The sequence below is a fragment of the Streptomyces yangpuensis genome, from assembly GCF_024666385.1.
In the GTDB taxonomy this organism is placed as follows: Bacteria; Actinomycetota; Actinomycetes; order Streptomycetales; family Streptomycetaceae; genus Streptomyces; species Streptomyces yangpuensis.
In genome coordinates this window covers 7,163,812-7,186,239 of sequence record NZ_CP102514.1, presented here as the reverse complement: position 1 = coordinate 7,186,239, position 22,428 = coordinate 7,163,812, and the positions used below count along the sequence as shown (strand labels likewise).

Below are 22,428 nucleotides of genomic sequence, written 5' to 3'. Positions count from 1 at the left end.
CCTGAGCTGCGGTATGCCGGGAGACTAGCGAGGGCCACTGACAACGCCCGCCGGAGGGGCCTCCGTAGGCTGAATGTCCACTTCTGGGTAGTCTTTCCCGGACAGTGGCGGAGCGGTACCGGCTCGGGTGGGGTCATGGGACGTCAGATACGCGTACGGGGTGTGCTGCTGGCGGCGGCGCTGCTGCTGGCGGCCGGAGCCGGGTGCTCCGGTCCGGAGGGTCCGGGCGGGCCGCGCCCGCCGGGCGGCGGGGACGCGAAGCCGCAGCCGTCGCCCTCGCAGGCGGCGCCGCCGGCCGGGGCGCCCGCCGCGGGGGACGTGCTGCCCGGCATGGTCACCACGGCGGTGGCGCGCACGCAGTTGGCCGCGCTGAAGGTGGCTCCGGTGGGCACGATGGCCGGCTACAGCCGGGCGAGGTTCACGCACTGGGCGGAGCAGGGCGACAAGTGCGACACCCGTGAGACGGTCCTGCGGCGGGACGGCACCGACGTGACGCAGGACGGCGAGTGCCGGGCCGTGTCCGGTACCTGGAAGAGCATGTACGACGGGGTGGTCGTCACCGACGCGGCGAAGATGGACATCGACCACATCGTGCCGCTCGCCGAGGGCTGGCGCTCCGGCGCGTCCGGCTGGGACGCCGCCCGGCGCAAGGCCTTCGCCAACGACCTGACCCACCCCCAGCTGCTGGCGGTCACCGCGTCCTCCAACCGGTCGAAGGGCGACCAGAGCCCCGACCTGTGGCAGCCGCCGGACCGTTCGAGCTGGTGCCGGTACGGACGGGCCTGGACCACCGTCAAATCCGCGTACGAACTGACCGTCACCGAACCGGAGAAGAAGATGCTCACGACGATGCTGGACACCTGCACCTCATGACCGGGGCGGAGGCGGACCAGTGGCAGGACGAGGTGCTCGCCGGCCCGGGCGGCGCCATGACCGACGAGGTCGGCGTCATCACCGGCCCGCTCACCCTGCGCACCACCGCGACCGCCGGCGGGCTGGTCCGCTTCGACGTCCAGTACAAGGACGCCGACGAGTGGTACACGCTCACCGGCAGCCCCCGGCCCCACCGCGGCTCCCCGGCCGCCCTGCACGCGGCGGCCCTCGCCGCGATCCGGTCCGGCGGCGCGGCCGAGGCCCCCGCCCCCGGACCGGGCCCCGGCCCCGCCTGAGACCGTACCCCCGGCGCCGGTTCCGGGGCGGCCGGAGCGGCTGAGAGCGGTCAGAGCACGGCGATGCCCAGCGGCCGGTCGCCCGCGGGCAGGCGGCGGGTCGCGCCCGTGTCCAGGTCGACGACCGTGATGCCGTTCCAGTGGCCGTCGCGGGTGTGGCCGCCCGTGACGTACGCGGTCCGGCCGTCGCGGGAGACGGCGACGTCCTCGTGCGGGCCCTCCAGGGGGTGGACCCGCTCGGTGCCGTCCGGGGCGCGGACCGTCAGCGACGGGCCCCTCCCGTCTCCCGGCCGCACGGCCCCGGTCCCGACCACCAGGAGCCGGCCGTCGGCCGTGAGCGCGGCCCCGTGCTGGTGGGTGTCGGCGGTCATCGGCTCCACCGTGGTGCGCCCGGTGCGCGGGTCGACCACCGCGAGCCGTTCGCCCTCGAAGGGCAGCAGCAGCTTCCCGTCGGACAGGCGTACGGCCGTGTAGTGCGGCTTCAGCCAGGAACCGAGGCCGCCCTCGGTGCCGTAGGGGGCCACCTCGATCCGCCGGGTGCTCAGCGGTCCGACCGCCACGACGGTGACGTCGAAGGAGTCGTGCCCGGTCACGTAGACCTCGGCGCCGTCCCGTGAGACGTCCACGTCGAAGGGGCGCCGGCCCACCGGGACCACGGCGGTGACCGCACGGCTCGCGGTGTCGACGACCTCCAGGACACCGGTGCTTCCGGGCACGTTGACCCCGACGTAGGCGCGTTTTCCGTCCGGGGAGAGGGCGATACCCATGCCGCCGCCCCGGTACTCGCCCTCGGCGACCGGGCCGGTCGCCGTCCGGTACGCGATCCGGGAGAGGCGTACCCGGGTGCGGGTGTCGACGACGGCGACGCCCTCGGCCGTGGCCACCCACGCGCGGCCGTCGGCGCCGACGGCCAGGGCGTACGGGGCCAGGCCCACCGCGACGGAGGCGACCGCGCCGCGCTCCGGATCCACGAAGGTGACCGTGTCGGCGCCGAAGTCGGCGGTCAGCAGCAGCCCCTGCGGGGTCGGCGCGGTGGCGGGCAGCGGGGAGGCCGCGGACGGTGCCGGGCCCGGTCCGCCGGGCGCGGCGTCCCGGGTGCAGGCCCCGAGCAGGGTCGCGGCGGCGAGCGCCGCCAGGGCGGTACGGGCGCCCCGCGCCCGGCGGTTCACCGGCCCTCCGTCGCGGGCCGCGCCCCGGCCGCCCGCAGGATCCGCGCCATGCCCGCGAAGCCCCGGCGGATGGCGTGCTCGTACGGGGTCACGCCGTCGTGGTCGGCGAGCAGCGGGTCGGCGCCCGCCGCGAGCAGGACGGTGACGATCTCCTCGTGGCGCGGGCCGCCGTCGCCGAGGATCACGGCCTCCAGCAGCGCGGTCCAGCCGAGCCGGTTGACGTGGTCGACCTCGGTGCCGGTCTCCGCCAGAACGGCCCGCACGTAGCCGGTGTGGCCGCGCTCGGCGGCCGGGATGAGGGAGGTCCCGCCGAAGCGGTTGAGCTGCTTCAGGTCGGGTCCGGCGGGCAGCAGCAGGCGCATCATCCGCACGCTGCCGGTGACGCCGGTGACCAGCCAGGGGCTGTCCTCGCGGGAGTCCGGGGCGTTCGGGTCGGCTCCGGCGGCGACCAGCAGCCCGGCCGCGGCCAGGTGGTCGCCGAGCGCGGCGAGCAGCAGCGGTGTGCGCAGCTGCTCGTCGCGGGCCTCCACGGCGGCCCCCGCGGCGAGCGCCGCGCCCACCGCGGCCGCGTCGCCGCGGCCGGCCGCGTCGAGGAGGAGTCGGTCCTGGTCGTGCGCGTTCATGGTGTCCCTCTCGGCTCCGGGGGCTGGGAGGGCCGCGTACGCCCTCCCGCTCCCCCGGTCCATGCTCGCCGGGCCGCGGCCCGTGGCCGGTCCGCCCGGTGGACGGACCGGGAGGGCGGTCCGGACGACCCGAGGGTCGTCCGATCGGCCGATGCGGGACGGCCGTGGTCCGGTCAGGCCTCGTACTCCGTGAGGTCGATGCCGTGGACGTGCACGGCGTGGCCGTACCGGGGGTCGGTGGTCTCGCGCTCCCGCGCCATGTCCAGCTTGCGGATCACGTTCTCGGAGGCGGTGTCGCCGAGCCGGTTGACGGCGACGACGCGGTCCAGGCCGCGGTCCTGGAGGGCGAACTCCAAGGTGGCGTGGGCGGCTTCGGAGGCGTAGCCCTGGCCCCAGTACTGGCGGCCGAGGCGCCAGCTGATCTGGACGTCGGCCCGGGCGTCCGGCAGGTCCTCGAGGACCGAGAGGCCGACGGCCCCGATGAGTTCTCCGGAGCCGAGGAGCTCGACGGCGAAGAGCCCGAAGCCCTCCTCGTCCCACTCCTCCTCCCAGCGCTCGATCTCCTCGGCCGTCTCGTCGAGGCCGAGGGTGGAGCCGTCGCCGATCCAGCGCATCACCTCCGGGTCGGCGTTGATCTCCGAGAGGGGGACGAGGTCGTCGTCGGTCCAGAGGCGGAGGAGGAGTCGGGGGGTACGGATCTCGGTCATGCCCCACATCCTGCCGAAATTCGCCGGACCAGCGGTAATCGGCTGTTGCGGTGGTGTTGCGGGTGCGTGGCCATCCGCCGGGGAAGCTTTCCGCGGTTCGCCCCCGGCCCCTACGGTCGGCCGGGAACCACGACCGAGGAGTGACCCTGCCATGCCGCTCGACATGTCGGACGAAAGCCACTACGACCGCACGCGCCTGCGGCAGTGGGCCCGCGGCCGCGCCCGCTCCGCCGGGGTGGACCGCCGCGACCTGCTGAAGCTGTTCGGGGTGGGGGCCGCGGCCGGATCCCTGGGCGTGGCCGGGGGCGGTACGGCCGCTGCCGCCCCGGCCCCGGGGGCGGCGGCGGACGCCGCGCCGGGCATCGTCAAGGCCCTGCCGCCGGAGCTGTTCACGATCCGCGGGACGAACGCGGAGACGAACTTCGCCTCGTTGCGGGGCACGGGGCACCTCACCCCGATCGACCGATTCTTCGTCCGCAACCACACTTCCACCCCGCGCATCGACGCCGGGACGTGGCGGCTGAAGCTGTGGGGCGACGGGCTCGCGGGGGGCCCGGTGGAGTTCTCGTACGAGCGGCTGCGTGCCCTGCGCGCGGTGGAGCGGACGCTGTTCATCGAGTGCGCGGGCAACGGCCGGAGCTTCTACTCCACGCAGCAGGGCCAGCCGGTCACCGGTACGGCCTGGACGCTGGGCGCGATCGGGGTCGCGCACTGGCGCGGGGCGCGGCTGTCGGACGTGCTGCGGCTGGCGGGCGTGACCCGGGGCGCGGTCGATGTCCTGCCGCGCGGGCTGGACGACGAGGTGGTGGCGAACGGGGTGAACCTGGGCCGGGTGCGGCGTCCGCTGCCGGTGACGAAGGCCCTGGACGACGTGCTGCTCGCCTACGAGATGAACGGGCGCCCGCTGCCGCCCGACCACGGCGGCCCCGTCCGCCTGGTGGTCCCGGACTGGGTGGGGATCTCGTCGGTCAAGTGGGTCGGTGACATCGAGGTGAGCGGCGAGGCGCTGTACTCGCCGTGGAACACCGACTTGTACCGGCTGTTCGGGCCGGGGCACCCGGCGGAGGGCAGCGCCCCGCTCACCCGGCAGACCCTCAAGAGCGCCTTCGAGCTGGAGCTGGGCGCCACCGTTCCCGTGCACCGGCCACGGCTGCTGACGGGCCGTTCGTGGTCCGCCGCCGCCCCCGTGACCCGGGTCGAGGTCAGTACGGACGGCGGCGGCCACTGGCGGCGTGCCCGGGTGCACGACTCCCCGCGGCGGGGCGGCTGGGTGCGCTGGTCGGTGCCGTGGACGCCGCGGACGACGGGTGCGACCGCGCTGCTGGCCCGGGCGAGCGACGGGACGGGGCGCACCCAGCCGGAGACGGCGGTCCACAACACGCAGGGCTACCTCTTCGACGCGGTGGTGCGGCACCCGGTCACGGTGGTCTGACCCCCGCCTGGGGCTACGGGGTGTGGAAGCGGACCTCCGGTGCGTCGGCGGACGGACCGTCCAGGACGGGCCGGGACTCGCCGCGCAGGTGCCGGTCGAGGAAGGCGCCGACGTAGCGGCGGGTCAGTTCGACGGAGCGGTCGCCGGGCAGCGGGGCCTCGGGGTCGTCGAGGCCCAGTTGCTGGCCGATCGACGGGAAGTCGCTGAAGGTGAAGTGCCCCGAGCCGTCGAAGGTGATCCAGCGCTTCCAGCCGTCGAGGCCCGGCCAGTCCCGGTCCCAGCTCGCGTTGCCGCCGGGGCCCCGGCCCTGGGCGCCGAGGAGCAGGAAGGGGCGGCCGCCGAGTCCGGTGGCGGGTACGGGCGTGGCGTTGCCGCCGTCCATGTTCACCCCGGCGCGGATCCGCGGGTCGGCCGCCATCGCGGCGATCGCCGAGGCGCCGCCGATGGAATGGCCCGCCATCGCGATGCGGCCGCGGTCGATGAGGTCGGCGTGGCGCCAGACGGGACGGGGCCCGGTGAGGCGGTCCAGGAGGAAGGACACGTCGCGGGCGCGGTTGTCGCTGACCGCCCGCATGCCGGTCTCCTCGGCCTTGTCGCAGGCCAGGCAGGTGAGGACGCGGCCACCGGGGAAGGCGGTCCCGACGCTCTCGTACGCGTGGTCGACCGCGGCGACGACGTAGCCGCGGGAGGCCAGGTCCTCGGCGAGCGCGGTGAGGGTGGCACGGTGGACGGTGAAGCCGGGCGAGAGCACGACCAGCGGGTACCGGCCGGCGACGGGGCGGGCGCCGGTCCGGGCGGCGCTCGCGGTACCGGTCAGGGTCTCGACGGGGACGGCCTGGTCCAGTCCCTTGTCGACGAGCAGGAGCCGGGCCTCCTCGCGGGTGAGGTAGCGGGCCGTACCGCCGGTGTCGCGCCGCGCCGGGTAGCGCATGGTGACCATCAGTTCGCGCGGTCCGGAGCCGGCCCAGGGGTCGGTGCGGCTGCGGTCCACCAGGTGCAGGTCCTCGCGGCCGACCGCGAACCGGCCGGTGGGACGCGGGAGTTCGACCGCGGTGCGGCTGCGTTCGGACGCCGTCGGGGCGTCCGCCGCGACGGCGGTGCCGGCGGCGGCGAGCGGGAGCGGCATGAGCAGGGCGAGTAAGGCGGCGGCTGCGGCGGTTCGGCGTCGGTTCATGGGGACGACGCTATGCACCGCGGCCCGGCGGGTCGTCACCTTGCCGGTGGATCCGGCCGTACCTCCCGGGGAGGGCTCCGCGCCCTGCGTCACTCCGAAGTATGAATGCTCGCGGGAACGGTGATGGCCCGGAGCTTCTCCCGCAGGTACGTGTGGGAGTCGACGGGGTCGTGCACCAGACGGCCGATGGGGGCGGGGAGGGATTCCACCCGGGTGTGCGCGTCGCACTCGTAGAAGTAGACGAGCGAGATCAGTTCCTCGGCGGGGGTGTCCGCGGGCGGGGGCAGCACCCGGTGGCGGCCGGCCCGCCAGCGGTCGCCGGTCCAGCGGGCCATCAGGTCGCCGATGTTGACGGTGAGCGCCGCCGGGTCGTAGGGCGCGTCCTGCCAGCCGTCGGCGTCGGTGTGGATCTGGAGGCCGCCCGAGCCGAGCTGGCGGTCGAGGACGGTGACGGTGCCGAAGTCGGTGTGGGCGCCGATGCGGAACTGGCCCGGCAGGGGTGTGCCGACGGTCTCGGTGCCCGGGTACCAGTTGAGGTTGAACCCCCAGGTGGGGTGTCCGGTGTGGCGTGTGAAGTGGTCGTCGTCGAGTCCGAGGGCGGAGGCGAGGAGTTCCAGCAGTTCGTCGGAGAGGGCCCGCATGCGGGCCAGGTACTCCGTCACCGGCGGCCGCAGCTCCGGCACCTCGGCGGGCCAGGTGTTGGGCCGGAACCACTCGGCGTCCACGGACGGGTCCCCGGTCGGCTCGTCGGCCGCGAAGGACCAGGACTCCTTGAGGTCGGGCGGCGAGGCCGCGCCCTCCGCGTAGCTGTTGGCCTCCGCCCCGGGGCCCAGCCAGCCCCGGCCGCCGACGGTGACGGCGTACGGCTCCTTCACGGCGGCCGGCAGCCGGAAGAAGTCACGGGCCGTCTCCCGGATCCGGGCCGGCAGCGCGGGGTCCACGCCGTGGCCGGTGACGAGCAGGAATCCGGCCGCGCGCAGGGCCTCGTCGACGCGGGCCGCCGTACGGGCCCGTTCCCGCGGTCCCCCGGAGCGCCACGGCTCGAGATCGATCACGGGAACCTGGGATCCGGCCATGGGAGACCTGCCTTCCGACGCTGCGCGGTGGTGTCCGGGATGTCCGGGACCGAGGCTAGCGCCGTCCACGACCGGACGGGATCGACACGGAAAGTGATTCTCGGCCACTTTGTGTGCGCATCGGCGGGTGCGGTTCGTGTGGATCACGAGGATTGTCACGATAAGGACCAGAATGGAACGACGGGTGCCTCAGGGACGGAGCGTGCGGTGGAGATTTCGACACGGGAGGTCTTCGGTGCGCCGTGCTGGGTGAGCCTGATGACGCGCGACCTGGAGACGGCCCAGCGGTTCTACCGTGCCGTGGCGGGCTGGCGGTTCCGCCCGGCCCGCCTCGGCGAGGCGTTCTCGGTGGCCTTCCTCGACCGGGTCCCTGTGGCGGGCATCGGCGCGCTGGCCGCGGATCTGGGGGTCGCCGCGGCGTGGACCCCTTACTTCGCCGTGGACGACGCGGACGTGGCGGTGGACCGCATCCGGGAGCGGACGGGCACCATCGCGGTCGGGCCGGTCTCCTTCGAGTCCTGGGGCCGCGCGGCGCTCGTCGCCGACCCCGACGGTGCGGTCTTCGGGATCTGGGAGGGCGACGTGGCCGCGGACTGGCGGGCTGGCAAGGGTCCGCTGCCGGCCTGGCTGGAACTGCGTACCCGCAACGCCCTCGACGCGGCGATGTTCTACGGCGCGGTCCTGGAGTGGGCCACCGACCGGCCGGGCTGCTGCACGGTCTCCTACGAGGAGGACCAGGTCGTCCTGCGGCAGAACGGCGAGCCGGTGGCCCGCCTGAACAGCGGTCCCGTCGAACTCGCCGCCTACTCCCCGCACACCCGGCCGCGCTGGCACGTCCACTTCCGGGTGCCCAGGCTCCGGCCCGCGATCGAGGCGGCCGTCATGCTGGGCGGGCGCATGGTCTCGGACATCGCCTCGAACGCCGCGGAGCGGTGGGTGACGCTGCGCGACCCCGACGGGGCGCTCTTCACGCTCACCACCGCACTCGGGGCGGACTCGGAGGAGGACCTGGCCCGGCCGGGCCTGCACTGACCGGGCGCGGGGGCGGCGACCGGGCACGCGCCGGGGCCGGCGCTCGGGGCGGTGACGGGCCCCGGGCGGCGACCGGACGCGGAGCGGTGCCGGTCAGCCGAGGGCGGCCAGGACCCGGTCCGGGGTGAGGGGCAGCTCGCGCCACCTGCGTCCGGTGGCGTGGCTGACGGCGTTGCCGATCGCGGCGGCCGCCCCGACGATGCCGATCTCGCCGATGCCCTTGCCGCCCGGGGGGTTCAGGTGGGGGTCGTCCTCGTCGATCCAGTGCGCCTCGATCTCGGGCACGTCGGCGTGCACGGGCACGTGGTAGGACGCCAGGTCGCACTCGACGAAGTCGCCGTGGACGGGGTCGAGGGAGCTGTGCTCGGTCAGGGCCATGCCCAGACCCATGATCATGCCGCCGACGAACTGGGAACGCGCGGTCGTCGGGTTCAGGATGCGGCCGGCCGCGTACACGCCGAGCATGCGGCGCACGCGCACCTCCCCGGTGACCGTGTCGACCCGTACCTCGGCGAAGTGCGCGCCGAAGGCGTGGCGCGCGTACGGGGGCTTCTGCTTCGCCTGCTCGGTGGTGTCGGCGGAGGCCGAAAGCCCCTCGGGCGGCAGCGGCCCCCGGTGCCGGGCCAGGGCTGCGGCCAGGGCGGTGCAGGCGTCGTGGACCGCCCAGCCCCAGGAGGCCGTGCCGGCGGAGCCGCCGGCCAGCGGTGCGTCGGGCAGGTCGCTGCTGCCGATGGCGGCGGTCACGGACGCGAGCGGGACACCGAGGGTGTCGGCGGCCACCTGGGCCAGGACGGTGCGGGCACCGGTCCCGAGGTCGGTGGCGGCGATCTCGACGAGGTAGCTGCCGTCGGGCCGGGCGTGGGCCCTGGCCGAGGAGGGGGCGACCCAGACCGGGTAGGTGGCGGCGGCCACCCCCACGCCGGACAGCAGCGGACCGTCCCGGCGCGGGGTGCGCAGGGCGGCCCAGCCGAACCGCTCCGCCCCCTCGCGCAGGCACTCGACGAAGTGGCGGCTGCTGAACGGGCGCCCGCTGTCCGGCTCGTGCTCGGGCTCGTTGCGGATCCGCAGCTCGATCGGGTCCATGCCGAGCTCGTCGGCCAGTTCGTCCATGGCCGTCTCCAGGGCGTACATGCCGGATGCCTCTCCGGGGGCCCGCATCCAGGAGGGGGTGGGGACGTCGAGGGGGACGACGCGGTGGGTGGTGCGGCTGTCGGGGACGGCGTACATGACGCGGCCCGGGACGGCGGCCGGTTCGACGAACTCCCCCACGCGGGAGGTGTGGGTGGTGGCCGTGTGCGTGTAGGCGGTGAGGGTGCCGTCGCGGCGCGCGCCCAGGCCGATCCGCTGCCGGGTGGGAGCGCGGTGCCCGACCGTCGCCGCCAGGTGGCGGCGCGGCAGGACGAGCTTGACGGGGCGTCCGGTGTGCCGGGCGGCCATGACCGCCAGGACCACGTGCGGACGCGGGGTGCCTTTGCAGCCGAAGCCGCCGCCCACGTGTTCGGAGACGACGGTGACGTGCTCCGCCGGCAGGTCGAAGAGGGAGGCGAGCGCGGTGCGGACGGTGCCGGCCCCCTGGCTGGAGTCGTACACGGTCAGCCGGCCGGTCGCGGCGTCCCAGAGGGCCGTGGCCGCGTGCGGCTCCATCGGGTGGTTGTGCAGCGGCGGCACGGTGTAGGTGCGTTCGATCCGTACGGGGGCGGCGGCGAGGGCCGCGTCGGGGTCGCCGCGTTCCCGGTGGCCGGGGAAGCCGCCCGCCTCCTCGGGGGTGCGGGCGTCGGGGTGGTCCTCGCGCAGGAGTACCTCGTGCGGCTCGGCGGCGTAGGCGACGCGTACGGCTTCGGCGGCGGCCCTCGCGCCCTCCGGGGTGTCGGCGATCGCGAGGGCCACGTACCAGCCGCGGTGCGGGACGGCGGTGTCCTGGAGGACCTGGAGCGTGGCGTCGTCGGAGGGGCCCAGGCGGGGTGCGTCGTACGGGGTGAGGACGGCGAGTACGCCGGGCAGGCGCAGGGCCGCGGCGGTGTCCACGGCGGTGACGCGGCCGTGCGGGACGGTGGCGGGGACGGGGAGGGCGTAGGCGCAGCCGGGCGGGGTGTGGTCGGCGGCGTAGCGTGCGGCGCCGCTGAGCTTGTCGGGGCCCTCCGCGCGGGCGGTGGCGGTGCCGAGGGCGGTGTGCGGGGGCATGGCCTGCTCCTGTCGGGATCTGACCGCGGACGGGGTCACCGGGGGCGGGGTGTCCGGCGGCGGGGTCACCGGCGGCGCTCTACGGTGCTCGGCGGGCGGTCGCGGCGTGCGTGGTGAGTGTGGTGAGCGCGTCACGGGCGAGGTTGCGGGCGAGGACGACCTTGTGGGCGTTGTCGCGCAGGGGCCGGGCCCGGTCGAGTTCGGCGTCGACGGCCCGCCGGACGGTGTCGGCGTCGGGGACGGCCCCGGTCAGTGCCCGTTCGGCCGTGGTCGCCCGCCAGGGCCGGTGGGCGAGGCCGCCGAGGGCGAGGGCGACGTGCCGGACGCGGCCCGTGGCCGGGTCGAGGTCGAGGACCGCGGCGACGGAGGCCAGCGCGAAGGCGTAGGAGGCCCGGTCGCGGGCCTTGCGGTAGAGGGAGACGGCGCCCGGTGCCGGGGCGGGCAGGAGCACGGCGGTGACGATCTCCCCCGGGCGGATGACGGTGTCCCGCTCGGGGTGGTCGCCGGGCAGCCGGTGGAAGTCGGTGGCGGCGACGGTCCGGGTGCCGTCGCCGTCGCCCTCGCCACTGTCGGTCCCGCCGCTGCCGTCGCCGCCGCTGTACAGCTCGATGTCGGCGTCGAGTGCGGCGAGAGCCACGGCCAGGTCCGAGGGGTGGGTGGCGATGCAGTGCGCGGAGTACCCGAGGACGGCGTGCTCGCGGTGGACGCCCTCCAGGGCGGCGCACCCGGTGCCCGGCAGCCGTTTGTTGCACGCCTTGGAGACGTCCTGGAAGTACGGGCAGCGGGTGCGCTGGAGCAGATTGCCTCCGATGGTGGCGACGTTGCGCAGCTGCCCGGACGCACCGGCGAGCAGGGCCCGGGAGACGAGCGGGTGGCGGGTCCGTACGAGGGGGTGGGCGGCCACGTCGCTGTTGCGGGCGGTGGCTCCGATGCGCAGGCCGCCCCCGGGCCGCTCCTCGACGGCGTCCAGCGGCAGCCGGGAGACGTCGATGAGGGTGGCGGGGGTCTCGACGCCGAGCTTCATGAGGTCCACGAGGTTGGTGCCGCCGCCGAGGTAGTGGGGGCCGGGGTGGGCGGCGTAGGCCGCGGCCGCCTCGCGCAGGCTGCCGGCCCGGACATATCCGAAGGGCTTCATACGGGGCCTCCTCCGGGCGCGGGCGCGGCCGCGGCGCCGGCTTCGGTGTCGCTGTCGCTTCTGTCGCCGGCGCTTCTGTCGCTGTCGGCCGCGCCGTCGGTCACCGTGTCGGCCACGGCCCGGACGATGGCCGGGTAGGCGCCGCACCGGCACAGGTTGCCGCTGAGTCGTTCCCTGAGCTCCGGCGCGGTCGGCTCCACCGGGCGTCCGGGCTCGGCGAGGGCCGCTTCCGGGGTGACGGCCGAGGGGTGGCCCGCGGCGGCCTCGGCGAGCGCCCCGACGGCGGAACACAGCTGGCCGGGTGTGCAGAAGCCGCACTGGAAGGCGTCGCGCCGCAGGAAGGCCCGCTGGAGCGGGTGCGGGCCGCCGCCGGGGACGGTGGCGGCGAGGCCCTCCACGGTGACGACCTCCGCGCCGTCGTGGGCGACCGCGAGGAGCAGGCAGCTGTTGGCCCGCCGCCCGTCGAGGAGCACCGTGCAGGCACCGCACTGGCCGTGGTCGCATCCCTTCTTCGGCCCGGTGAGGCCCAGGTGCTCCCGCAGGAGGTCGAGAAGGGTGACGCGGTGGTCGGTCCGCAGGGAGTGTTCCGCGCCGTTGACGCGCAGCGTGACGGGGCCGGCGGTGGCGGGGGCGGGGTCCTCGGCGGGCTCGGCGGGCTCGGCGTGCTCGGTAGGGCTCACCCCCACAGGTTCTCCGAGGACCCGGGGTCCGGCATCCGCGGGAGGCCATTCGCGGCGGATCACCTTCGGTGACGGTTCGAGATGCGGGTGCACGGCAGTGCTGGTTCGCTGAATCCGCCCGCTCTCCCCCACAGATACAAGGAGCGATCATGAGCGTTTCAGGCGAGTCCCGGGGCCGGTCCCAGCAGATGCGCACGAAGGCCAGGGAGCTGAACGAGGCCGCCGAACGGTCCACGGACCCGGAGGAGCGCCACCGGCTGAAGGAGAAGGCCCGCCGCCTCCAGGAGCAGAGCGAGCAGGAGGGCCGCGTGGACGACCGGGGCATGGATCCCATGTAGCCGGCGGATACCCGCATCTCAGCGTGCACCGGCCGGTGTCCGCCGCGATCCCCGTCGCGGCGGCCGCCGGCCGCCGTGCGGTACCGCGGGGGCGTTATCGGTACCAGTCGGCCCCGCCGCCGGCCAGGGACCGTCCGAGGTAGTCCCGCAGGTCCCGGGCGACCCATCGCCGGCTGTCGTCCTCGTGCTCCCATACGAAGATGTCCTCGCGTTCGGGAGTACGGACGAAGGCGAACTGGTCGCCGCCCCCGTTGTCGCCGAAGAAGAGCAGGGCGTCGAACGGCATGTACAGCCGGGCGAAGTCGGGATCCGACCGGAAGCAGAGATTCTGCTCGACGATCCGATCCAGCGGCCAGACCGTGTCGGTCCCGTCGTGTCCGGCGATGCCGTCGCATTCCCCGAGCAGACTCACGAGTGCGGCGGGCAGCCGTTCCCCGAGCCGTCGCTCCGCGCCGGCCACCGCGTCCGCACCGGCGGGCTCACCGAACCCGGCCTCTCCGTCCGCCTCACCGGCGGCCTCTTTCCACATGCGGGCAGCCTACGGCCGGGCGGACCCCGTGGCCGGGTCCGCCGGTTCCGGTCCGCGGTCCCAGTGGACGAGTTCGGCCATCATCCGCAGCCGGTCGGCACGCGCTGCCGGCCCGCTCCCCGTCCGTTCCTCCCGGGTCCGGGCCGCGGCTTCACGCAGCCGGGGCAGCAGTCCGCCCAGGGCCGCCGCGGCCGCGGGGTTCGGCCGGTCCGTCGCCAGGTAGGCGTCGACCTGTGTCATGACGGCCCGCTCCAGTTCGGTGAGCCCCGCCCGGCGCAGCTCCGCCGCCGTGGGCGTGGGCAGGCACGACCACCGCAGCACCGTCACCCGGTGGGCATGGTGCAGATCCGGCCCCGGCCATCGGGGGGCCGCCGCCCAGGCGCGGTCCGCCGCCGACGGTGCACGCCGGTGCGCCTCGCGCTTCTCCGCGGTCCGGCGGCGGGAGAACTCCGCCCACTCGGCCGTGCGCGCTGTCCTGCTGCGCTCCAGCACCTCCAGAGCGGTCACCATGGCCCGCGGGTCCCGGCGGGTGTCCCCGAACAGGCTCAGGTAGGCGTGGGTCCAGGTGTAACCGAACGGGCAGTACAGGACGACGGCGCTGCTCAGGGCCGCGCCGCGGCGGGCGGGGCTCAGGCGCTCGTCGCGGACGCGGCGGGCGTGCACGGTGAAGCTCACGCCCCCATCCTGCCCTGTGCGCGGGGAGCCCGGCGCGGGTCAGCGGTGGCCCGGGGGGCTCCGGCGCAACGACCGGTGTTGGGCTGTGGTCCGGAGCGTGGGGCCATGCCTTTGCGGCCGCGTGCCGGCACTCACGCTGCCGTGGTGCGGAACGTGCTGGGGCTGAGGCCCTTGTGGCGTTTGAAGGCGGCGCTGAAGCCGAAGGCATCGGCATAGCCGACGGTCCTGGCGATCTGGGCGATGCTGAGGTCGGTGTCGGCCAGGAGGGCCTCGGCGTCGTCCATGCGGCACTCGGTGAGGTAGGTGAGGGGCGGACGGCCCATCAGCTCGGTGAACCGCCGGGCGAACAGTGCCCGGGAGACTCCGGCTTGAGCGGCCAGCGACGCGACCGTCCAGCTCTCGGCGGGCCGCCCGTGGAAGGCGTGCAGGGCGGGGGCGAGGACCGCGTCGGCGAGGCCGCGGTACCAGCCGGGCGCGTCGGCGCCCGCCCGGTCGAACCAGGTGCGCAGCGTGCAGACCAGGGCCCAGTCGAGGAGCCGGTCCATCAGCGCCTGCGAACCGGCGGAGAGCCGGGCGGCGTCGGCGGCGGCGTTCTCCAGCCAGGCGCAGACCTCGGCGTCCTCGGCGATGACCAGGACGGGCGGCAGGGCGCGCAGGAGCCGCTCGTGGCGGTGCCCCGAGGCGCGGTAGGCGCCCACGATCAGCGCGGTGGCTCCCTCCGGGCCGGTGCCCCAGTGGATGCCGTCGAGTTCCTGGCCGGTGCACGCGGCGTCCGCGGTGAAGCAGTTGATCTCGTACTCGGTGTGGGGGCGGTGGACGGTGGCGGGCTCGTCCGCGAGGCGGAACCGTGCGGGGCCCCGGACGACGGCCGTGTCGCCCGCGCCGATGGCCCGCTCGGTGCCGTCGGACAGCAGCAGCGTGCCGCCCCCGCGCAGCACGCTGACCATGGTGAGCGGCGCAGCGTCGGCGAAGGTGATGCTCCAGGGCGCCGTCAGGACGGCATGGCTGACGACCGAGCCCTCGGCCCGGATGCCGCTCAGCAGTGAACTCAGAGGATCCACAGCGCAATCGTAGACGATCTCCTATGTTCTGGAGAGTTTCTCCCATGGATCATCCACGGCGTCGCGGTTGTACTGGACTCACCGCACAGATCGAGCCCTCGGGAGACACCGTGCCGCAGCACAGCAGTGACACCAGGACGGCCCTCGTGGTCGTCGCGCACCACCGCAGCGATTCCCTCACCGCCCACACCGCCCGCCGCGCGGCTGCCCGGCTCGAGGCCGCCGGATACCGCATCGACCTGCTCGACCTGCACGCCGAGGGGTTCGACCCGCGGATGAACGTCGCGGACCAGCCGGACTGGGGCAACCGGGAGAAGCCGTACTCGGACGAGACGCACGCCCACATGCGGCGGATCCAGGACGCCGATGTCGTCGTCGCCGTGTTCCCCGTGTACTGGCAGAGCGTGCCCGCCGTCCTCAAGGGATGGATCGACCGCGTATGGAACTACGGGTTCGCCTACGGCCGCAGCAAGCCCCGCCTGGCGGGCAAGCGCATGCTGTGGCTGGCCCTGGCCGGCGCCACGGCCGACGACCCCGTCGCGGAGTCGATGCAGTCGGTCCTGGAGGCCAACCTGAGCGACGGCATCGCCTACTACTGCGGCTTCTCCCGCTCCACCGTAGGCCTGCTCCTGGACGCGGAGGAGCGACCGCAGCGCATCGACGCCGAGGGCGTCCTCCTGGTCGGCGAAGCGGTCGCCGGCGCCGAACGGGAGGCGCAGTACACCGATTTTGACCGTCGAGCACGGAAGTTCGTGGAGGAATTCCTCGCGGACGAACGCATCGCGGCCTGACGGCCTCCGGATCCCGCGGACCGACAGGGCTGCCGCCCCGTGCGGGACCTGTTCAACGCCAGCCGGTGTACCCGTCCTGGTTCGCGGGCCCGGTGTCCGCGCCCATGAAACCGATCAGGAAGAGAATCACCACGATCAGCGCGAGCACCACCAGCCAGAAACGGTCCTCGAATCCCGAAGAACCCGGACCCCGTGGACGATCGCCGCCCCGCTCCTCGACGTCGCTGTCCTTGTCGGTCACCCAGCGCCCCCTCCATCCGCATTCATGGCACCGCGCGACACGGTCGGCGTCAAGCCTCCCAGGTGCAGGAGTTTCGGGGAGCGGGCTCGGCAGCCGCGCCGCGCAGTTGACGAAAGGCCAAAGGCGGGACGGCCGGTGGGCTGCCGATCTATGGTGGCGGTCCGGTGCCGGGGCCATGGGAGGGCGACATGACGGTCGACGGTTTCAAGCTGCTCGCTGACGCGCACGACTACCTGCTCGCGGCCGTGCGCGGCGTGCCCGCCGAGGCCTGGGGGGATCCGACGCCCTGCTCGGAGTGGACGGTGCGTCAGGTGCTGAACCACGCGCGGCTGGACCAGCAGGCGCTGGTCATGCAGATCACGGGTGTGGCGCCCGCGACCGATCCGTTCGAGCCCGTCGACGCGACGGCCGACGACCCGGTCGCGGAACTGGCGGCGGTGCTGGAGGCGGCCGCCGCGGCCTGGGAGTCGCGGAGGGACGAGGAGAGCGTGCCCACGCCGATGGGGCCGATGCCGGCCGGAACCGGCGCCGCCGCGGCGGCGCTCGACGCCGCGGTCCACGCCTGGGACATCGCCCGGGCCACCGCTCAGGACCTGCCGTTGACCGAGGAGACGGCCGAGCGGCTGGAGGACATCGCGGCGCGGATCGTCGACTTCGTCCGCGATTCCTTCGGCAAGTACGCGCCGCCGCTGGTCCTGCCGGAGGGCGCGGGCCGCGCGGAGCAGCTCCTCGCGTTCACCGGGCGCGACCCGCGCTGGTCCCGGTCATCGCACTGACCCCCTCAGTGCAGAAGGCGCCCCCCGCCCAGAACGGCACAGGGCGGGGGGCGACGGCTCAGAGCCGGACCTTCCATTCCACCGTGGAACGGAGGGTGCGGGCGGTCTTCGGGTCGCGGACCGACGGCGTGCGGTCCTCGGCCGTCACCGACAGGCGGTGGGTCCGCAGGTCGAACAGCCACAGCTCCGCCACCGACACCTCGGTGCGCCCTTCGAACCGCCTGAGCTCACGGCCGTCCAGGTACCAGCGGACCACGAGCTGCCGGCCGTCCGCCCCGGACAGCCGGGGGACGGCCACCTTCGCCGTGTGGCGCATCCGCAGGGTCCGGTCCGTCGGAGTGAGGGCGGTGGCGATCCGCGCGTGCTGGTAGAAGCCCGCGATCATCGATTCCACGCCGGGCAGGTTGAAGGGCTTGCCCAGGACGCGCATGAGGGAGTTGTCGGTCGGCCGGTACAGCCCCGTCACGTAGTAGTTGCCGCCCTCGTACGCCCCGACCGTGCCGCCGTCGGGCGACTCCTCGCCGAGCCACCGGTACCACTTGGCCCGCTGCGCGGCCATCCGCTCGGCCGTCAGGCCGGAGCTGTTGGACTCGGCGGGTTCGGGCCCGGTGTACTTCTCGTAGTCCGGCACGCCCGGGTAGAAGTACTCGTCGGCGAGTTTGCCCAGCGAGTGGCCGGTCTCGTGGATGGCGACCTGGCCGGACTTCGGGTGGCCGGCCGAGGCGGTCGATATCCCCTCGTAGCCGAGGGTGGCGCTGGGCTCGTTGTAGCCCGCTCCCCCGTACTTGGCGCTGTTGGCCAGGACGATGACCAGGTCGGCCTCCGGCGCCTTCGCCACGTACGCGTCGACCTTGGGCTGGTCGATGCAGAGCAGCCGCTCGATGTCCCCGCACCAGAAGTACGAGCCGAGGGCGGTGTCGCGCACGGTCGCCGGGTCCGGGTCGCCGGAGACGCCCGATTCGCGGGAGACCGCGTCGACCGTCCACACGTTGAAGAGGCCGCGGTAGGTGGTGTACGGCTCGACGGCCGCGACCTCGGCCCACTTCTGTTCGGCGTCCGCGCGGAACCGGGGCAGCTCGGCCGCGGTGTAGCCGTCGCCGATGACGACGACGTCGAGGCGGTCCGCGGTGGAGCCGTTGTCGATCATCTTGGTGACCTCACCGTCGGCCGACCGCTCGGCCTCGGTGAGCCGGCCCGCGTGCTTCGCCTGGCTGCCGGCCGTCGGGACCAGGGCGTGCCCCGATCCGGCCTCGACGCCGTGTTCGGGCCCGGGGATCTCGACCTCCACCCGGGTCGTGGAGGGGCTGTCCGCCGCGTCGGCCGGACCCGCGGCGACCAGCGCGGCGGTCGCGCAGACCATCGCGAGCGCCGCGCGCAGCGCCGGACGTGCCCCCTGACGCCGCCTGTGACGCCGTGCCGGCCGCCGCGCCGAACGTCTGGCCGTGCCTCTGACCGGATCCATGAAGTCCTCCCCCGGGAAAGGAAGTTAAGCGGTTCGATAAACGCATTGAATCGGCTGCTTAAACTAGGGGGCGCGCGAGAGGTGCGCAATGGCGTACTCCGGTTGAATACTGGGGAGTTCGAGCAACCAGGGGGGATTCCATGGACGAACCGGGCGAGATCGGCCGCCGGGTCCAGCGCATGCGGGTCGAACGCGGCCTGACCCAGAAGCAGTTGGCACACCCCTCCTACACCTCGGCCTATGTCTCCACCCTGGAGTCGGGCAAGGTGCGCCCCTCCGAGACCGCGCTGCGCTTCCTCGCCGCCCGCCTGGGCACGTCGTACGAGGAGCTGGCCACCGGCCGCCCCGCCCATCTGGCCACCGAGCTGCGGCTCGCCCTCACCGACGCGCAGCGCACGCTCGCCACGGGCGCCGCCGAGGAGGCCGCCGCGCACTACCGCCGGCTGCTCGCCGAGGCGGAGGAGCTCGGGCTCGTCCCCGAGCAGGCGCAGGCCAGCCTCGGGCTCGGCGAGTGCGCGCTCGAGGCCGGTGAACTACCGGACGCGATCGGCCACTTCGAGGAGGCGGAGCGGCTGCTGGCCGACGAGCCGCTGACGCGCCGGGCCCGGCCCGTGCGCGGCCGGGCGGTGGCCCACCTGCTCGCGGGTGAGCTGCGCTACGCCTGCTACCTGCTCGAGTCCGCCATCGACGAGCTGGGGGCGAGCGGGCTGGCCGACCCCGACTCGCTGGTCCTGCTGCACGCCGCGGTGATCGGCCCGTACATGGACATGGGCGCCCACGCGCGGGCCGCCCATTCGGCCGAGCTCGCGCTCGCCCTGGCGCCGCAGGTCAGCGATCCCGCACTGGTGGCGGGTATGCACCGGCAGGTGGCCCGGACCTTCCTCGCCGAGGGGCGGATGGCCGACGCCGACGCCTCCCTGGCCAAGGCGCAGGCCATCTACGCCCACTTGCAGCTGAGCACGGACCTGGCGCACTGCCACTGGATGCGCGGCTACGTACTGGCGCAGAACGGTGAACTCGGGTCGGCCGAACGGGAGCTGCGTACGGCCCGCGACATGCTGTCGGCCCGGCGGGCCGGTCTCTACACGGCCCAGGTGGAGGTCGAGCTGGCGGACGTGCTGCGCCGGCTGGGCCGGCAGGAGGAGGCCACGGGGCTGCTCGCGGCGCTGCTGGAGCTGGGCAACAGCCACGGCGCGGTGCACGCGGGCGGCGCACACCGGCTCCTCGGCCTGATGGCCGAGGAGCGCGGTGAGACGGAATCCGCCGAGGAGCACTACGTCCAGGCGCTGGCCCTGCTGGAGCGCAGCGGGGCGCGGGGCGACCTCGCCGACCTGTGCCGGCTGCTGGGCGATCTGCTGCGGCGTACGGGCCGGGTGGAGGCGGCCATGGACGCGTACCGCACGGGGCTGGGGCACCGGGCGGCGCCGGGCACCACCACGCTGGGACCGGCGCCCGCGGCCGCCTTCCGGCCCGCCCGGGTCAGTGGTTCTCGGTGGGCCGCAGATCGCGCGGAATGAGCGCCCAGGTCGTGGCCGCCGCGGCGACGGCCAGGCCGCCGGCCATGAGGAACGCCGGGGTGATGGCGAGGGTGTAGGCGTGCGAGGCGGTGTCGAGCAGGGCCTGGCCGACGGCGCCGCCCAGCCGTTCGGCGATGTGCGCGGCCTCGCCGACGGAGTCCCGGGCGGCGGCCGCGGTGGGGCCGTCGAGGTCGAGGGCGGGCAGGTTGCCCCGGTAGAGCGCGGCCGCGGTGGAGCCGAGGACGGCGACGCCCATGGCGGAGCCGAGCTCGTAGCAGGTCTCCTCGATGGCGGCGGCGCTGGAGACCTCGGCGGCGGGCGCGGCGGAGACCAGCGTCACCGAGGCGACGGTGGTCGCGATGCCGGCTCCGAGGCCCATCACGGTCAGGGCGGCCGCGAAGGCCGGGTAGCCGAGGTCGGTGAACTGCTGGAGGGTCCAGGGCAGTGCCATGCCCGCGGCCAGGACGACGAGTCCGGCTCCGAGCACATGGCGGATCGCGAAGCGCTGCATCAGCGAGGGGGCGACCAGGGAGGCGGCGATCAGGGCGAGCGGGGCCGGCAGCAGGCGCAGTCCGGCCTCCAGCGGGGTGTAGCCCTCGCCGTACTGGAACCACTGGGTGACCAGGAACAGGATCGCGCCCATGCCGACCATCGGCAGGAAGATCGCGGTGGCCGCGACGCTGAACGCGGGCTCGGCGAACAGCCGCACCTGGAGCAGCGGGTTGGTCAGCCGCGCCTGACGGCGGACGAAGACGGTCAGCGCGACGGCGGCGACGAGGAGCAGCGTCCAGGGCAGCGGGTCGGCCACGCCGCTCTTGCCGAGCTGCTTGATGCCGCCCGCGAGGGCGAGCATGCCCACGACGGACTGGCCGACGCCCCACCAGTCCCAGCTGCCGGTGCTCCGCGGGGAACGGGATTCGGGCAGGTAGCGCAGGCCGGCCGCGACGATGACGGCGGCGACGGGCAGGTTGAGGAGGAAGGCGGAGTGCCAGCCGTAGTCCTGGACGAGGAGGCCGCCGACGACCGGCCCGAAGGCCATGCCGCCGCCGAAGACGGCCGCCCAGACGGCGAGCGCGAAGGCGCGCTCCTTGGCGTCGGTGAAGACGGTGCGCAGGATCGAGACGGTGGCCGGCATGATGGCCGCGCCGCCGATGCCGAGCAGGGCGCGGGCGGCGATCAGGTGCCAGGCATCGGTGGCGAACACGGCTGTGAGCGAGGCCGCCGAGAAGATGCCGAAGCCGGCCATCAGCAGCCGCTTGCGTCCCCAGCGGTCACCGAGCGCACCCGCGGTGACCAGCAGTCCGGACAGGGCGAGGGCGTAGATGTCGATGATCCACAGCTGCTGTACGGCGCCGGGCTGGAGGTCGCCCACGAGGGAGGGGAAGGCCACGTTGAGGATCGTGGTGTCCATGGAGATGAGCAGGAGGCTGCCGGAGAGGATCGCCAGGACGATCCACCGTCGGGGGTCCGGCGTCGGGGTGTGCATGGGATTCCGTTCGAGGTCTGTGCGCGGTGACGGGTGGTTCAGGGGTCGGGGGTGCCGGCGGGGGGCCGCCCGGGGGGCCGCGTCCCGCTGAGGAAGGAGGTCAGGACCAGGTGCCCGATCTGGCGGGGGGCGAGGTGCCCGTCCCGTACGCCTTCGGCGGCGGCGTCGAGGAGTCCCCAGAGGGAGTACCAGATCCAGTACGGCGGGAGGTCGGCGCGCAGCCGGCCCAGCCGCTGGCCGAGGGCGAGGAAGGCGAGGGCCCGCTGGTCCTGGCGGTCCACGCCGGCCCGGAATTCGGGGTCCGCGAGCACGGTGGCGTCACGTGAGGTGAAGCCGTAGAGGTGGGCGGCGGGCAGCAGCGCGACGACCAGTTCCTCCAGTGCCGCGTCGAAGGCGGCGGCGTCGGCGTTCTGCGCCAGGTCGAGGGGGGCCAGGCAGCCGTCGACCACCTCGATGGCCCGGACCGCGACGGCTTTCAGCAGGGCTTCCCGGGTCGCGTAGCGACGGCTGAGCGTGGCGCGGCTGGTCCCGATTCCGGCGGCGATCTGCACCATCGAGGCGCTGTGGTCTCCGGCGAGGACGCGGGCCGCGCCGTCGAGCAGTTCTTCTTCATGCACCATGGCGAGCCTCCTTCGCCTCGAACGATACAAGACTGTCTCATTCGAGGCAAAGAAGCTCCACCTCTCGCCGTGTTCGGCCCGGAGGAGGAGGTCATCACTGCGGCAGCACGCAGCCGCCGGGGTGCGTTCAGCACGTACCACGGACGAGTTCACCCCGCCCGGTGACCACCACCCCGCCGTCGGTCGGGCGGCAGTGGCGGAGCGGCCCGGCACGGCATCGAACGGCTGGGCGAGCGGATCACATGGACTGGTCCTTGTGGTCGCCCTCGGTGCGGGCGCGGGCGCCCGAGCGGGTACGGGAGGCGGTCTGGGCGCGCTGCGGATGGCGGCGCACGTACTCGTGCTCCAGCTCGTTCATCCGCTTCGTATGGGTGACCAGCGCGTCGTCGGACCCGTGCAGCAGGGTCTCGTGGCGCGTGCGGTGGATGGCCTCCAGCTCCTTGAGCAGCCGGCCTTCCTCCAGTTTCCGCGCCGACGGACCGCCGTCGTGCTCCGTCATGGCACGCACCTCCTCCTCGGGCCCCCGCCCCACCATCATCCACCGCACCGCGCCG

The 22,428-nt window shown here is 74.4% G+C and carries 24 protein-coding genes; 8 read left to right on the top strand and 16 right to left on the bottom strand.

All coding sequences use genetic code 11. The features are described from left to right. The first annotated feature begins 135 nt into the window (after positions 1-135). Positions 136-873: an HNH endonuclease family protein gene (locus NRK68_RS32575; protein WP_257857560.1), complete on the top strand. Its 738-nt coding sequence runs from the start codon at positions 136-138 to the stop codon at positions 871-873. Further along, positions 870-1,169 (top strand): hypothetical protein, encoded by a 300-nt coding sequence (locus tag NRK68_RS32570; RefSeq protein WP_257857559.1) that lies wholly within the window; start codon positions 870-872, stop codon positions 1,167-1,169. The genes NRK68_RS32575 and NRK68_RS32570 overlap by 4 nt, the downstream gene beginning before the upstream one ends. 50 nt (positions 1,170-1,219) lie before the next feature. On the opposite strand, the gene NRK68_RS32565 is transcribed toward NRK68_RS32570, so the two are convergent. The 3 genes from NRK68_RS32565 to NRK68_RS32555 all read right to left on the bottom strand — a co-directional run bounded on the left by NRK68_RS32565 (position 1,220) and on the right by NRK68_RS32555 (position 3,668). Next, positions 1,220-2,338: a YncE family protein gene (locus NRK68_RS32565; protein WP_373024265.1), complete on the bottom strand. Its 1,119-nt coding sequence runs from the start codon at positions 2,336-2,338 to the stop codon at positions 1,220-1,222. Beyond that, positions 2,335-2,961 carry an ankyrin repeat domain-containing protein gene (locus tag NRK68_RS32560; protein WP_257857558.1) on the bottom strand — a complete coding sequence of 209 codons (627 nt, stop codon included), beginning with the start codon at positions 2,959-2,961 and terminating at the stop codon, positions 2,335-2,337. Before NRK68_RS32560 ends, NRK68_RS32565 begins: the two co-directional genes overlap by 4 nt. A gap of 173 nt (positions 2,962-3,134) precedes the next feature. Continuing rightward, complete coding sequence (locus NRK68_RS32555; RefSeq protein WP_046780028.1) at positions 3,135-3,668, bottom strand: GNAT family N-acetyltransferase; 534 nt, start codon at positions 3,666-3,668, stop codon at positions 3,135-3,137. 151 nt (positions 3,669-3,819) lie between these two features. Here NRK68_RS32555 and NRK68_RS32550 point away from each other — a divergent pair, with 151 nt between their 5' ends. After that, positions 3,820-5,100, top strand: coding sequence for a molybdopterin-dependent oxidoreductase (locus NRK68_RS32550; protein ID WP_183064751.1), 1,281 nt, complete (start codon positions 3,820-3,822; stop codon positions 5,098-5,100). A 13-nt stretch (positions 5,101-5,113) separates the two neighbouring features. Here NRK68_RS32550 and NRK68_RS32545 read toward each other — a convergent pair whose 3' ends face one another. Both NRK68_RS32545 and NRK68_RS32540 read right to left on the bottom strand, forming a co-directional pair. After that, entirely contained in the window at positions 5,114-6,274 is a 1,161-nt protein-coding gene (locus tag NRK68_RS32545) for an alpha/beta hydrolase family protein (protein WP_257857557.1), read from the bottom strand. Positions 6,275-6,363: 89 nt separating this feature from the next. Then, positions 6,364-7,350, bottom strand: a complete 987-nt coding sequence (locus tag NRK68_RS32540; protein ID WP_257857556.1) for an isopenicillin N synthase family dioxygenase — start codon at positions 7,348-7,350, stop codon at positions 6,364-6,366. A gap of 258 nt (positions 7,351-7,608) precedes the next feature. Between NRK68_RS32540 and NRK68_RS32535 the strand changes: the two genes are divergently transcribed. Continuing rightward, complete coding sequence (locus tag NRK68_RS32535; protein WP_257857973.1) at positions 7,609-8,382, top strand: VOC family protein; 774 nt, start codon at positions 7,609-7,611, stop codon at positions 8,380-8,382. 93 nt (positions 8,383-8,475) lie between these two features. On the opposite strand, the gene NRK68_RS32530 is transcribed toward NRK68_RS32535, so the two are convergent. From NRK68_RS32530 to NRK68_RS32520, 3 genes are all read right to left on the bottom strand, one after another. Continuing rightward, the gene (locus tag NRK68_RS32530) at positions 8,476-10,563 is read right to left on the bottom strand and encodes a xanthine dehydrogenase family protein molybdopterin-binding subunit (protein WP_183064748.1); all 2,088 of its coding nucleotides are present in this window, start codon (positions 10,561-10,563) and stop codon (positions 8,476-8,478) included. Between the two features lie 79 nt (positions 10,564-10,642). Next, the gene (locus NRK68_RS32525; RefSeq protein WP_257857554.1) at positions 10,643-11,698 is read right to left on the bottom strand and encodes an FAD binding domain-containing protein; all 1,056 of its coding nucleotides are present in this window, start codon (positions 11,696-11,698) and stop codon (positions 10,643-10,645) included. After that, on the bottom strand, positions 11,695-12,303 hold the full coding sequence (locus NRK68_RS32520) for a (2Fe-2S)-binding protein (protein ID WP_257857972.1): 609 nt from the start codon (positions 12,301-12,303) through the stop codon (positions 11,695-11,697). Before NRK68_RS32520 ends, NRK68_RS32525 begins: the two co-directional genes overlap by 4 nt. A gap of 224 nt (positions 12,304-12,527) precedes the next feature. Here NRK68_RS32520 and NRK68_RS32515 point away from each other — a divergent pair, with 224 nt between their 5' ends. After that, positions 12,528-12,716: a DUF6381 family protein gene (locus NRK68_RS32515; RefSeq protein ID WP_257857553.1), complete on the top strand. Its 189-nt coding sequence runs from the start codon at positions 12,528-12,530 to the stop codon at positions 12,714-12,716. A 94-nt stretch (positions 12,717-12,810) separates the two neighbouring features. On the opposite strand, the gene NRK68_RS32510 is transcribed toward NRK68_RS32515, so the two are convergent. The 3 genes from NRK68_RS32510 to NRK68_RS32500 form a co-directional block, all read right to left on the bottom strand. Then, positions 12,811-13,245 carry an SMI1/KNR4 family protein gene (locus NRK68_RS32510; RefSeq protein WP_183064744.1) on the bottom strand — a complete coding sequence of 145 codons (435 nt, stop codon included), beginning with the start codon at positions 13,243-13,245 and terminating at the stop codon, positions 12,811-12,813. A 9-nt stretch (positions 13,246-13,254) separates the two neighbouring features. Beyond that, positions 13,255-13,920 carry a hypothetical protein gene (locus NRK68_RS32505; protein ID WP_257857552.1) on the bottom strand — a complete coding sequence of 222 codons (666 nt, stop codon included), beginning with the start codon at positions 13,918-13,920 and terminating at the stop codon, positions 13,255-13,257. Between the two features lie 131 nt (positions 13,921-14,051). Next, on the bottom strand, positions 14,052-14,981 hold the full coding sequence (locus tag NRK68_RS32500; RefSeq protein WP_183064742.1) for an AraC family transcriptional regulator: 930 nt from the start codon (positions 14,979-14,981) through the stop codon (positions 14,052-14,054). Positions 14,982-15,091: 110 nt separating this feature from the next. On the opposite strand from NRK68_RS32500, the gene NRK68_RS32495 reads away from it, so the two are divergent. Next, positions 15,092-15,772 (top strand): NAD(P)H oxidoreductase, encoded by a 681-nt coding sequence (locus NRK68_RS32495; protein ID WP_257857551.1) that lies wholly within the window; start codon positions 15,092-15,094, stop codon positions 15,770-15,772. A gap of 52 nt (positions 15,773-15,824) precedes the next feature. Here the strand turns inward: NRK68_RS32495 and NRK68_RS32490 are convergent, their stop codons facing one another. Further along, positions 15,825-16,013, bottom strand: a complete 189-nt coding sequence (locus NRK68_RS32490; RefSeq protein WP_183064740.1) for a hypothetical protein — start codon at positions 16,011-16,013, stop codon at positions 15,825-15,827. A 188-nt stretch (positions 16,014-16,201) separates the two neighbouring features. On the opposite strand from NRK68_RS32490, the gene NRK68_RS32485 reads away from it, so the two are divergent. Next, on the top strand, positions 16,202-16,789 hold the full coding sequence (locus NRK68_RS32485) for a TIGR03086 family metal-binding protein (protein ID WP_183064739.1): 588 nt from the start codon (positions 16,202-16,204) through the stop codon (positions 16,787-16,789). A 58-nt stretch (positions 16,790-16,847) separates the two neighbouring features. Here NRK68_RS32485 and NRK68_RS32480 read toward each other — a convergent pair whose 3' ends face one another. Further along, the gene (locus NRK68_RS32480; protein ID WP_257857549.1) at positions 16,848-18,149 is read right to left on the bottom strand and encodes a M64 family metallopeptidase; all 1,302 of its coding nucleotides are present in this window, start codon (positions 18,147-18,149) and stop codon (positions 16,848-16,850) included. A gap of 242 nt (positions 18,150-18,391) precedes the next feature. On the opposite strand from NRK68_RS32480, the gene NRK68_RS32475 reads away from it, so the two are divergent. Beyond that, positions 18,392-19,768, top strand: a complete 1,377-nt coding sequence (locus NRK68_RS32475; RefSeq protein WP_257857548.1) for a helix-turn-helix domain-containing protein — start codon at positions 18,392-18,394, stop codon at positions 19,766-19,768. Here NRK68_RS32475 and NRK68_RS32470 read toward each other — a convergent pair. From NRK68_RS32470 to NRK68_RS32460, 3 genes are all read right to left on the bottom strand, one after another. Continuing rightward, positions 19,731-21,254, bottom strand: a complete 1,524-nt coding sequence (locus NRK68_RS32470; protein ID WP_183064737.1) for an MFS transporter — start codon at positions 21,252-21,254, stop codon at positions 19,731-19,733. The genes NRK68_RS32475 and NRK68_RS32470 overlap by 38 nt on opposite strands. Before the next feature lie 38 nt (positions 21,255-21,292). After that, a complete protein-coding gene (locus NRK68_RS32465) occupies positions 21,293-21,874 on the bottom strand; it encodes a TetR/AcrR family transcriptional regulator (protein WP_183064736.1) in 582 nt (193 codons plus the stop codon). Positions 21,875-22,112: 238 nt separating this feature from the next. After that, positions 22,113-22,373 carry a DUF6158 family protein gene (locus NRK68_RS32460; RefSeq protein WP_183064735.1) on the bottom strand — a complete coding sequence of 87 codons (261 nt, stop codon included), beginning with the start codon at positions 22,371-22,373 and terminating at the stop codon, positions 22,113-22,115. Positions 22,374-22,428: the final 55 nt, after the last annotated feature.